General features: G+C 43.3%; 15 protein-coding genes. 8 read left to right on the top strand and 7 right to left on the bottom strand.

Going from position 1 to position 9,724, the window contains the following annotated elements:
* The first annotated feature begins 5 nt into the window (after nt 1–5).
* Nucleotides 6–935 carry a cobalamin-binding protein gene (locus H6F77_RS18260; RefSeq protein WP_190489972.1) on the top strand — a complete coding sequence of 310 codons (930 nt, stop codon included), beginning with the start codon at nt 6–8 and terminating at the stop codon, nt 933–935.
* A 120-nt stretch (nt 936–1,055) separates the two neighbouring features.
* On the opposite strand, the gene H6F77_RS18255 is transcribed toward H6F77_RS18260, so the two are convergent.
* The 3 genes from H6F77_RS18255 to H6F77_RS18245 all read right to left on the bottom strand — a co-directional run bounded on the left by H6F77_RS18255 (nt 1,056) and on the right by H6F77_RS18245 (nt 3,044).
* Nucleotides 1,056–1,499: a hypothetical protein gene (locus tag H6F77_RS18255; RefSeq protein WP_190489971.1), complete on the bottom strand. Its 444-nt coding sequence runs from the start codon at nt 1,497–1,499 to the stop codon at nt 1,056–1,058.
* Nucleotides 1,500–1,501: 2 nt separating this feature from the next.
* Nucleotides 1,502–2,155 (bottom strand): ankyrin repeat domain-containing protein, encoded by a 654-nt coding sequence (locus H6F77_RS18250; RefSeq protein ID WP_190489970.1) that lies wholly within the window; start codon nt 2,153–2,155, stop codon nt 1,502–1,504.
* 184 nt (nt 2,156–2,339) lie between these two features.
* A complete protein-coding gene (locus H6F77_RS18245) occupies nt 2,340–3,044 on the bottom strand; it encodes a class I SAM-dependent methyltransferase (protein ID WP_190489969.1) in 705 nt (234 codons plus the stop codon).
* 57 nt (nt 3,045–3,101) lie between these two features.
* On the opposite strand from H6F77_RS18245, the gene H6F77_RS18240 reads away from it, so the two are divergent.
* Both H6F77_RS18240 and H6F77_RS18235 read left to right on the top strand, forming a co-directional pair.
* Nucleotides 3,102–3,713 (top strand): class I SAM-dependent methyltransferase, encoded by a 612-nt coding sequence (locus tag H6F77_RS18240; RefSeq protein ID WP_199321404.1) that lies wholly within the window; start codon nt 3,102–3,104, stop codon nt 3,711–3,713.
* 109 nt (nt 3,714–3,822) lie between these two features.
* Nucleotides 3,823–4,500, top strand: a complete 678-nt coding sequence (locus H6F77_RS18235; protein WP_190489968.1) for an SDR family oxidoreductase — start codon at nt 3,823–3,825, stop codon at nt 4,498–4,500.
* Here H6F77_RS18235 and H6F77_RS18230 read toward each other — a convergent pair.
* Entirely contained in the window at nt 4,487–4,909 is a 423-nt protein-coding gene (locus H6F77_RS18230; protein WP_190489967.1) for a hypothetical protein, read from the bottom strand. The two genes, H6F77_RS18235 and H6F77_RS18230, sit on opposite strands and share 14 nt — an antisense overlap.
* Nucleotides 4,910–5,062: 153 nt before the next feature.
* Between H6F77_RS18230 and petN the strand changes: the two genes are divergently transcribed.
* A complete protein-coding gene (gene petN / locus H6F77_RS18225) occupies nt 5,063–5,152 on the top strand; it encodes a cytochrome b6-f complex subunit PetN (RefSeq protein WP_190489966.1) in 90 nt (29 codons plus the stop codon).
* A 7-nt stretch (nt 5,153–5,159) separates the two neighbouring features.
* Entirely contained in the window at nt 5,160–5,309 is a 150-nt protein-coding gene (locus H6F77_RS18220) for a hypothetical protein (protein ID WP_190489965.1), read from the top strand.
* A 31-nt stretch (nt 5,310–5,340) separates the two neighbouring features.
* On the opposite strand, the gene H6F77_RS18215 is transcribed toward H6F77_RS18220, so the two are convergent.
* Nucleotides 5,341–5,736, bottom strand: coding sequence for a hypothetical protein (locus tag H6F77_RS18215; protein WP_190489964.1), 396 nt, complete (start codon nt 5,734–5,736; stop codon nt 5,341–5,343).
* Nucleotides 5,737–5,876: 140 nt separating this feature from the next.
* Complete coding sequence (locus H6F77_RS18210; protein ID WP_190489963.1) at nt 5,877–7,346, bottom strand: RecQ family ATP-dependent DNA helicase; 1,470 nt, start codon at nt 7,344–7,346, stop codon at nt 5,877–5,879.
* Between the two features lie 28 nt (nt 7,347–7,374).
* Here H6F77_RS18210 and H6F77_RS18205 point away from each other — a divergent pair, with 28 nt between their 5' ends.
* Genes H6F77_RS18205 through H6F77_RS18195 form a run of 3 tightly spaced genes read left to right on the top strand, consistent with a single transcriptional unit; the run spans nt 7,375 to nt 8,938 of the window.
* Nucleotides 7,375–8,124 carry a glycerophosphodiester phosphodiesterase gene (locus tag H6F77_RS18205; protein ID WP_190489962.1) on the top strand — a complete coding sequence of 250 codons (750 nt, stop codon included), beginning with the start codon at nt 7,375–7,377 and terminating at the stop codon, nt 8,122–8,124.
* Nucleotides 8,121–8,555 carry a GNAT family N-acetyltransferase gene (locus H6F77_RS18200; RefSeq protein WP_190489961.1) on the top strand — a complete coding sequence of 145 codons (435 nt, stop codon included), beginning with the start codon at nt 8,121–8,123 and terminating at the stop codon, nt 8,553–8,555. Before H6F77_RS18205 ends, H6F77_RS18200 begins: the two co-directional genes overlap by 4 nt.
* Before the next feature lie 14 nt (nt 8,556–8,569).
* Nucleotides 8,570–8,938, top strand: coding sequence for a hypothetical protein (locus H6F77_RS18195; protein WP_190489960.1), 369 nt, complete (start codon nt 8,570–8,572; stop codon nt 8,936–8,938).
* Between the two features lie 576 nt (nt 8,939–9,514).
* Here the strand turns inward: H6F77_RS18195 and H6F77_RS28485 are convergent.
* A complete protein-coding gene (locus tag H6F77_RS28485) occupies nt 9,515–9,640 on the bottom strand; it encodes a hypothetical protein (RefSeq protein WP_255515794.1) in 126 nt (41 codons plus the stop codon).
* Between the last annotated feature and the right edge of the window lie 84 nt (nt 9,641–9,724).

Here is a 9,724-nt window from a genome sequence, read left to right as displayed (position 1 = left end):
CCTATATGAGAATTATCTCTCTTATTCCCAGTGCTACGGAAATTTTAGCGACATTGGGGTTGACTGACGCTATAGTAGGGCGATCGCATGAATGCGATTATCCCCTAGAAATCAAAGACCGACCTGTTTGCACCGAACCCAAGTTCAACCCCGAAGGTACTAGCCGGGAAATTGGCGATCGCGTTAACGATTTGTTGCAATCTGCTCTGAGTGTATATAAAGTAAAAACCGATATTTTAGAGCAATTGCAACCAACTCACATTTTGACGCAAGCTCAGTGCGAAGTTTGTGCTGTCAGCCTTAGCGATGTCGAGAAAGCTGTTGCAGCCCTTACTCACTCTCAACCCCAGATTATTTCCTTACAGCCAAATGTTTTAGCTGACATCTGGACGGACATCCAACGAGTTGCCGAAACCTTGCAAGTTGAATGTAAAGTAGCATTATCGTATTTACAATCTCGTGTCAATGTTTGCGAACAAAAAACTCAATTTTTAGGCGCAGATGCGGTTCCAAGTGTTGCGTGTATTGAGTGGACAGATCCGCTGATGGCGGCGGGGAATTGGATTCCAGAATTAGTGAAATTAGCGGGGGGGCGATCGCTGTTTGGTGTTGTAGGGCAGCATTCCCCCTGGTTAAAGTGGGAAGAACTCACAGCAGCAGACCCAGATGTTATTATCTTCATGCCCTGCGGATTCGATTTAGAACGCACGCGCACTGAAGCAATGCAGCTAAGCAATCGTCCTGAATGGCAAAATTTGCAGGCAGTAAAAACAGGCAAAATTTACTTCACAGATGGGAATTCTTACTTTAATCGTTCAGGGCCAAGATTGGTAGATTCCCTAGAAATTTTGGCAGAAATTCTCCATCCTGAAATCTTTCAATTTGGCTATCAAGGGATGGGATGGGAACAGTTAAAACCGAAGCATAACATCTAAATTCTCGTTCCCAGTATGAGGCTGGGAACGAGAAAATATTTTTTCTTTCTTTTGCCTTTTTTGCTTCCTACCGATGCAAGCTGACTTCGAGGCTTGTCTAAATACCTCCTTATTTCCACATCATTTATCGGAAATTTTTAAATAAAACTCATGTAAATCAGATATATTTACTTCCCATTCTGATATTTTTTTACCCTTCTTATTTACGGCTGGTCGCTCTTCAATATATTTGTAAATATCTGCAACGATAAATGGCTGCTTTAACACTTCTAAAAATAAAAGTTCATTACGCACGCGGACTATATCGTTATTACAGCGTAAAACCCACCATTGAACGATATTAGATGAATTTGGGTCATACATATCTGTAATCAGAGATGAATTTACTTCACCCCTACATATTCTATTAATTCCTGCTCTCCATTGATCTAAATATTGTTGTTGATTCCAATAAGATAAGGATGAGTGAAAAAACTCTCGAAATTCGCCAATAATAATTTCACCAACTTGTATATTATTGAGTTGACATTGGGGTGAATTTTCAATAAAACTAATAAAAAACATTTTTAATCTCTAACTCTTTTTTTTGCATTTGAATTATATATTCCCAGCCTATTTCCTTGGAGATCGAAATCTTTCCAGCCTTGAAAAATATAGCAATCGTCAATAACAGGAGTACAATAGCCCTTGCGATCCCAAAATACTGGTTCGCCGAGGGAATAAGGTCTCAAAATTTTAACCACTTCACTTTGTCCCCATTCATAGGCAAGTGCCAGCGCATCCATATTTCTCATGGTTTTTGTATTATACTTAATTTTTGTATCAATTCCGCTGTCAATCAACAGTTTGACAACTTCTGTATGTCCATTAAGCACTGCTCTAAATAAAGGGTTCTCCTGTCCACCTCTGCTAACATCAAGGATTGCTCCGCAAGAAAGCAAATACCGAACAACTTCAACATAGCCTTTAGAGGCGGCTGCGTTTATTGGTGTGTATCCACTGCTATCAGACTCGCTGCGTGCGTTGACATCTAATCCTTGCGAAATGAAATATTTGACAATTTCTAATTGCCCTTCACTGGCGGCAAAGTGTAGCCATGTACCAAACACAGTTGTCATGTGTAAACGTTCTCTATCCGCATCAATTAAAGCCACAACTCGCTCCAGGTCTCCCTGGCGAATTGTATCCCACATATCCTTAAGAAACGTTTTTTCAGCCATTGTTATTACCTACTTGCAGCACTTAGCTGCTATGCAGCTAAGTTTAATAAATAGCATTACCTATATTTTTAATTCTACGCTCCCATTTAATAATTAATCCTCTTTACTTTGAAAAGTATTTAACATCTAAATGCTCGTTCCCCGTCTGAGACTGGGAACGAGGAAATATTTTTCTTTTTTCCCTTCAAACAAATCCACCAAACACGGCTAAACCATAATATTTCCAAGGCACTGCTACAGTTTTAAACCCAGCTTTTTCAACCATTTCCAAATGGGCCGACAATGTAGCCAACTGGTCGGGATTGGAGTAACCGTGAGGCGTACTTTTACCAATTTTCGAGCGAATCTCTGCCAGCGTCGTTCCCTGGCCAGATGCCCAATCGTCTCTCGCACTCTGGTAAACTTCAGCTAGTGCCGGGGATTCTGCCAGGATGGGGTCAGCATTCCAAAAACAGCTACCTGGTTTTTTAAGACTGTCGTAGATGCGCTGAAATAGCTTAAATTTCATCTCATCTGTGAGATGGTGAATGGCTAGGGATGAGACACAGGCATCAAACCCGTCAATGAGATTTATCTCGTAGTTAGCCCAGTCGCCAAAGTCGGCTTCTATGCCCTTCCACTGGTTAGCATATCCCGCCGAGCGGACTTTATCGGCGGCAAACTCGATCATCCGGGGTGAGTAATCGACGGAAATCAATTGGGCAGATGGATAGCGCTTGAGTATTTTTAGACTAAGTTCGCCAGTGCCGCAACCAAGTTCTAGAATACGTTGGGCACCAGAGGGGATGCAACGCACCAAGACATCGAGCATTTCGTCATATCGGGGTAACAACTGGCGAATTCCGCTGTCAAAATCAGCTGTATTGGCAAAAACTTCTCCGGGAAACATATTTTATGGGGTAAATGGTGATAACTATTATTTTCTAGAGTGTCACAAGGTTTAAGGATGGTGGAGCAACACGAGAAACTGACAATTGCAGAGTATCAACTGACGGCGGAATCTTTCAGGGTGGGTACTTGGAATCATGATGTCTCGCAAAATATCAATGCTCTGATAGCGGCTATGCCCCGAAATCCGGGTAAAATCCTTGATGTGGGTTGTGGACCTGGGCGTGACTTGGTGAATTTCAAGCGTCTGGGGCATACGCCGATTGGTTTGGATGCAGCACCAGCGTTTGTGGAGATGGCGCAACAGGCTTCTGGTTGTGAGGTTTGGCAGCAATCGTTTCTCAGCCTTGACTTGCCGCCGGAGACGTTTGATGGGATATTTGCGAATGCGTCGCTGATTCACGTTCCGCGCAAACATATGGTGAGGGTGCTGAAGGATTTGTGGCGATCGCTCGTTCCCAAAGGTGCAATTCTCATGTCTATGTGTCGCGGCGATCGCGAAGGCTATAACCAACGTCCGACAGGTTTTCGCTATGTTGTCGGTTGGGAATATGAAACTCTGGTTCCTTGTTTAAAAGAAGCTGGATTTGAAATTTTACACCACTATTATCGTCCCCCTGGTTTGCCCCTCTCAGAGCAATCCTGGTTTGTCATCGTCGCTCGTAAATAATAGTAATACCACTTGGGTTTGGTTTTCAGAATCCAAAATCCAAAATGGTATAAGGTGTAGCCCGAAAATGGCCGCATTACAATGAAACAGTCCTAACCATAAACTGAAAATGACATCTGAATCTTACATTTTTCTCGCAGGCTCTAGTCGCGGTGTGGGTCGAGAAATCGCTAACCGCTTAATAGCTCAAAACAAAAAGGTAAAAGCCTTGCTGCGGACAGAAGCAACTAAGGGTGAACTGGAGACGATGGGAATTAACATCGTCTTCGGCGATGCTTTGAATGTTGCTGAAGTGGAAAGCTCAATGCTAGGTGATGAACCAATCCACGCTGTTATCAGTACGATCGGCGGTTTACCCAAAGATGGTGAAAGGGCAGATTATCTAGGCAACAAAAATCTCATTGATGCTGCTGTAAAAGCTAACGTAAAAAAGTTTATCTTAGTTTCTTCTATTGGTAGTGGAAATACTGCTGGTGCGATTCCGCCGCAAGCTTTGGAAACCCTGCGACCAGTTTTGCTGGAAAAAGAAAAAGCAGAGCAACATTTGATTGCCAGCGGACTAACTTATACTATTATTCGCCCCGGCGGATTGAAGTCGGAAGCGGCAACGGGTAATGGTATTCTCACGGAAGATCCGCAAGTTGCTGGGACAATTCATCGTGCTGATGTGGCGGATTTGGTTTGTCGGTGTCTTGAGTCCTCGTGCGCTAATAATAAAGTTCTGTCAGCTATTGACAGAAATATGATGTACGGTCAGCCTGATTTTGAGGAGTTTAATTTGATTTAAAGGGTTTTACCCAACTGTTGCGGATGGCAAAATCGAGAGTAAGACGAGCGATCGCAAACAATAAAATACTCTCTCCTCCCATAAGCACAAACGACCAAAAGGCGTCGGGGAAACTTAACCCTACGTCTACTTGTGCCAATCCCCGCACCAACCCAAAGGCGAAAACTGCGCCTGTTTTCAGGTGCGGGTTGCTGTCATCGCGGATAATGTAGCGGTAGGTGACGCCGAATAGGAAGCCACTCAGCCAAGCGATCGCCACCCGAACCAGAAAGTTAACGCCATCCGTGACTTGCAACTCTGCCAGCACCAAACTATTGCTCAACAGGGCGATTCCATAAGCTAGGGAAACCGACAAAGCCGCCAAGGTTCCAGCTTTTAGAGATTCTATTCGTTCTAATGAATCAACCATAAAAGACTATTTTGCCCAATATCCGTCCAAATCGCCCTCTAGTTACCAGCTTCCGCCTCGGAATGTGGGGGTGCTGGGGGGATCGATATATACCTCAGATTGAACTATGATAAGGCTTGAAGTCATTTACACGGTTGGTCTTTACATACAAATATGGATATCCTGTCACTAGGTTGGGTTTCGGTTCTGGTTGTGTTTACTTGGTCGATTGCAATGGTAGTTTGGGGTCGTAACGGTTTGTAAAAAAGTCGTGGAAACTTCCATCCAGAATGTTCTAGTTTTAGCAGCTTTTGGCCTCTTGCTGACTGTTACAGGAGGCGTAATTTATTTAACGCTACAAGAGTGGCGCGATCGCCGTCGCCGAGATCAAGAGCAGCAGAAAGCTCGTCGTCGTCGCTAGTTTCTAGCAGTGCAGGGTAGGCACTTTCCGCCTACCCTGCAATCATTAATCCTACTGTCAAATGCAAGGCGAACTCAGGCTCTCTTTTAAGTCCGCACTCTTGGCGGATATCTAATAAAAAAGGAGCCTCTACATCTAACCACCAATATTTTTTATCTGTATAGATAATAGGTGAGTAGAGGAACGATATAGACTTTCCCTGATACTTCTCCCAAAGTTCATCAGTTGGGGGTTTTTCTCCTCTAATTACAGAGATGTGCGCTCCCCATGCAGGTTTCGCTAACTTAATGCCAGTTGCTTTAAGAACTAGCCATCGATAATATTTAATCAAGTCGTCGCAGCATTGCACTACCAACCACCAAGGATTATCCTTGATATCGTTGGACACAACTGGGTAATAGTGCAACCGACCGATAGATTCATACATATAGCAATCCTAAATCAGTTGTAAAATCTCTATAAAGCTCTTTCCTTCGCGCTCTAACGGCTAACGCCTTCGCTTCGCTAATGCGTCTTCGCGGTTTGTTAAAAAAATCCCTCACAAATCAAAATATGATTGCTATATTGCTACTTTAGCCTGCGATCGCAATTATCGCAGTGTCCGCATTTAAACCCAGTCGCTTCAGCAGTAAAGCCAAAACTTTGTAATAAAAACTGCCAGCGACATTGCCTCGTTGTGAGATATTTAGTCATCTGATGTTGGACTTGTTGCTGCTGGGAATTGAGGTCGGAAAACGAGGCAGAATTACCGCGATCGCGCCTAATATAATGAAAAGGATCTTGCCACTCTAGCTGTCCGGTGCTGTGAAGGAGGGCAAGAGTAATGGCACTATCTGGAAACTGTTTCGCTAAAGATGTTACTTCACCTTGGGGTGGAATTTTAGACGCGATCGCTTTGGCTTCTTGATAGTGCGATCGCATTTTTGAGGCAAAAAATTCCCTTCTTTGCTTATCTTCCGGGTTCAGCCAACCTGTCCGCTCGCTCACCAATGTTAGCGCATCCGCAGGTTTGCCATCTCTCCCCGCTCTCCCCACTTCCTGCACGTATTCTGAAAGCAAAAAAGGCGTATGAAAGTGAACTATCCAGCGCACGTCTGATTTATTAATCCCCATGCCAAACGCGCAAGTACACACCACAAATGGCAATTTTCCACTAAGCCAATTTGCTTCAATTTCTCTGCGTTCCGATGCACTAAGTCCAGCGTGATAAGCTGCTGTTGGATAATTTAACTGCCCTAGCATAGTAGCTAATTCTTCGCTATCTTTCCTAGTGCGGACGTAGACTAATCCCGCTTGTTTTGGTCTAGCTTTAATGAAGTTTAAGAGGCTTTGGCGGCGTCCGCGCGGCGTCCAAATAGTTTGAACTTTGAGATGCAGATTAGAGCGATAAGGACTAATTTTAAATGATGCTGGCTGTTGTAATTTTAAAACTTTCCCAATAGTTTGTTGGGCGGCTGTATCGGCGGTGGCGGTGAAGGCTGCGATCGCTATTTTTGTACCAACTGGTTTTGATTTTAGCAATGCCGGACGCACAGCACCCAGACGGCGATAAGCTGGGCGAAATGTTTCTCCCCACTGTACCAAACAATGGGCTTCATCGAGAATCAAACCATTAATTTTTAACTGTGGTTGGGATAACTTTTCCCAAACTGGCTGGCTTAGCAGAGTTTCTGGGGACAGGTACAATAATCTTAGCTGTTGTCGCTCTATTTGTTGTAGAGTTTTCTTACGATCCCAAGTTGACAATTCGCTGTGCAAAAGGGCGGCTGGCAGATTGCGATCGCGCAATTCCTGTACTTGATTTTCCATCAGCGCCACCAGAGGCGAAACCACAAGGGTTAATCCATTTTGCAGCAATGCTGGAAGTTGAAAACAAATCGACTTTCCCCCACCAGTCGGCATCACAATTAATGCATCCCGGTTTTGCAACAAACTGCGAATAATTTCTCCTTGCGGTGGGCGAAAATCGTTGTATCCCCATATTTTCTTAAAGGCGGCGCGGACATCGTTCCAAGATGTTGTTTCAGAATTATTCATAATCAGTAGATGCGAATTTGGAGAGGAAATGGAAGATAATTTAAACCGCCCCGCCGCAGATAAAACTGAGATAATTGCTCATCGCGGTTTTTCTGCGATCGCGCCTGAAAATACATTAGCAGCCTTCTCTGCTGCCATACAACATCAGGCTGATTCTATTGAGTTCGATGTCCAGTTATCCAAAAGTGGCGTCCCCGTCATCATCCACGATGCTACTGTAAACAGAACAACCAACGCTAGGGGCAAGGTAAGAAACAAAACGCTGGATCAACTAAAGGCGCTTGATGCTGGTTCTTGGTTCGGTTCCCAATTTAAAGGGGAGCCAATTCCCACCTTAGCAGAAGCCTTGAACGCCCTCAAGGATATCCCCGCTTTTATTTATCCAGAGGTGAAGTCATCCCGTTATTGGAGCGAAACTGATATAGATAAATTTGTGCGATCGCTAATTGAAACTGGATGGGAAGATAGATGTATTGTTGCTTGTTTTAACCATAACTTTCTCAAGCAGGTTCGGCAAGTCTCCAGCCGCATCGTTTTGGGATATTCAGTTCGTTCTGCATGGGGTTACAGAAAGATATTGCCATCTGCGATCGCTGATGGCAACGCTGTTATAATTAGCAAATACTCTGTTTTACTTGGCAATCCTTCGCTAGTTCAAGCCAGTAGAAGTCAAGGTGTTGATGTGGTAGTTTGGACGGTTGACTCTGAAAAGGATTTGCATAAATTGGCTAATATAGGTGTGGTTCGTGTAATTACGAATTCTCTTATTAAGACATGACAGCGGAATTTAACAATAATTTTTCAATTAGTACGGATAAATCTAAATTAGATTTAGCGGTAATACATAATTTTTTGAGCCGCACCTATTGGGCTGAAAACATCCCCTTAGCTACAGTGCAAAAATCAATAGAAAATTCTTTATGTTTTGGGGTTTATGAAGGCTGCAACCAAGTTGGGTTTGCTAGAGTTATTACCGACTATGCTACCTTTGCTTATTTTTCAGATGTTTTTATTTTAGAAGAATATCGTGGCCTGGGTTTAGCCAAGTGGCTGATAGCGTCTATTTTAGAACATCCAGATCTTCAAGGTTTGCGGAGATGGTTATTAGTTACAGCAGATGCACAGGATTTTTATCGTAAATTCGGATTCCAAGAGCTAGAAAATTCTGGATGCATGACAATACTTAAATCGAATATCTATAACCAATAAAAGTTGAGATTAAAGTGAATAGTTTAGAAGAAAGCCTGCACAAATGGAGTAATCTTGAACCGCAGCGCTGTCAGTGGGAAGGGGGAGATATATTTGAGGTTTTGTACCAAGGTCACTGGTATCCTGTTAACACGCGCCATCCATCGAGTCACGGTACTTTAATTGTGGCAATGTTGGAAGCTTGCGAAGCAAGAAACTATCTATATTCAATAGAACGAGTTCCGAACCCCGATCCTGATTCCGGTTATGATAACGAACCAGAGATATTAGTTGGTGTGGGGATACAGAAGTACTCGCAGCACAGACAAGGAGCCAGTTTAACGTCTGTAATTCCTGAATTGTTGCTAGGGGAATATCTTAATCGCCTGGAAAAAGTAATTTAATTGCGCGTAAGCACTCTTTGCTCTTTTATCTCCCCCTACAATAGAAAGCACAGGAAGATTTAATATGATGTCTGGTTGTCACCTAATGTACTAGCAATTATCCCCATCCATTAATCAGTTATTCTTCTTTTCTGCTGGGGGGGTGGAAAATAAAATTAAAACTAAATTTGGTAATGTCAAATTACCAAATTACCAAACACCTCACTTATCATTCACTTCCTTACAATATCTGAAGCATGTTCTTCAGATGACTCACGCACAAGCCAACATTACAGTTCCAGTAAACTATTAGGCTATTACCACTAACTTGTTAATGCGTAAGTATTAACAAATACAAATTACGGCAATAAATCGCTGTTGCAATTGCGAGTAAATCTGGTAATATTAACCCAACAAAACTGTGGTACTAAGCAGTGAGTCACCATCTCGTCACAAAGACACATCGAATCTGCTTGAACGTCGGCAACGATTGTCCACCCTAAAATTGATCTTCTCTTCACCATTTCGTGTTCTAGCGTAGTCGCGCCGATTTGCTTGTGCAGACTCTGGCTTGGATGCAGAGTTCAGGCAATCGCTTCAAAGGTTGATGTCGTGAGATAGAGCCATTCTTAAGATATTGCCATGCTTGTGATGCCATCTGATGTATAGGGTGCGATCGCCCAAAACGTTGTGCATCGACAGAATTTTGCGATCGTCTCCCACCAAGAGGCAGGTAAAACTACCCTGACTAGAGGTTTGGCTTGAGGCTACGCGGACGCGCCACTTTCAGCTAGAGCTTGCAATTTA

It is taken from the genome of Microcoleus sp. FACHB-831, assembly GCF_014695585.1.
Classification (GTDB): domain Bacteria; phylum Cyanobacteriota; class Cyanobacteriia; order Cyanobacteriales; family FACHB-T130; genus FACHB-831.
This window is presented reverse-complemented; position numbering and strand designations above follow the sequence as displayed.

Coding starts and splice junctions, on each gene's coding strand:
- H6F77_RS18260 (WP_190489972.1), top strand. CDS start 6: ATGAGAATTATCTCTCTTATTCCCAGTGCTACGGAAATTTTAGCGACA.
- H6F77_RS18255 (WP_190489971.1), bottom strand. CDS start 1,499: ATGTTTTTTATTAGTTTTATTGAAAATTCACCCCAATGTCAACTCAAT.
- H6F77_RS18250 (WP_190489970.1), bottom strand. CDS start 2,155: ATGGCTGAAAAAACGTTTCTTAAGGATATGTGGGATACAATTCGCCAG.
- H6F77_RS18245 (WP_190489969.1), bottom strand. CDS start 3,044: ATGTTTCCCGGAGAAGTTTTTGCCAATACAGCTGATTTTGACAGCGGA.
- H6F77_RS18240 (WP_199321404.1), top strand. CDS start 3,102: ATGGTGGAGCAACACGAGAAACTGACAATTGCAGAGTATCAACTGACG.
- H6F77_RS18235 (WP_190489968.1), top strand. CDS start 3,823: ATGACATCTGAATCTTACATTTTTCTCGCAGGCTCTAGTCGCGGTGTG.
- H6F77_RS18230 (WP_190489967.1), bottom strand. CDS start 4,909: ATGGTTGATTCATTAGAACGAATAGAATCTCTAAAAGCTGGAACCTTG.
- petN (WP_190489966.1), top strand. CDS start 5,063: ATGGATATCCTGTCACTAGGTTGGGTTTCGGTTCTGGTTGTGTTTACT.
- H6F77_RS18215 (WP_190489964.1), bottom strand. CDS start 5,736: ATGTATGAATCTATCGGTCGGTTGCACTATTACCCAGTTGTGTCCAAC.
- H6F77_RS18210 (WP_190489963.1), bottom strand. CDS start 7,346: ATGAATAATTCTGAAACAACATCTTGGAACGATGTCCGCGCCGCCTTT.
- H6F77_RS18205 (WP_190489962.1), top strand. CDS start 7,375: ATGGAAGATAATTTAAACCGCCCCGCCGCAGATAAAACTGAGATAATT.
- H6F77_RS18200 (WP_190489961.1), top strand. CDS start 8,121: ATGACAGCGGAATTTAACAATAATTTTTCAATTAGTACGGATAAATCT.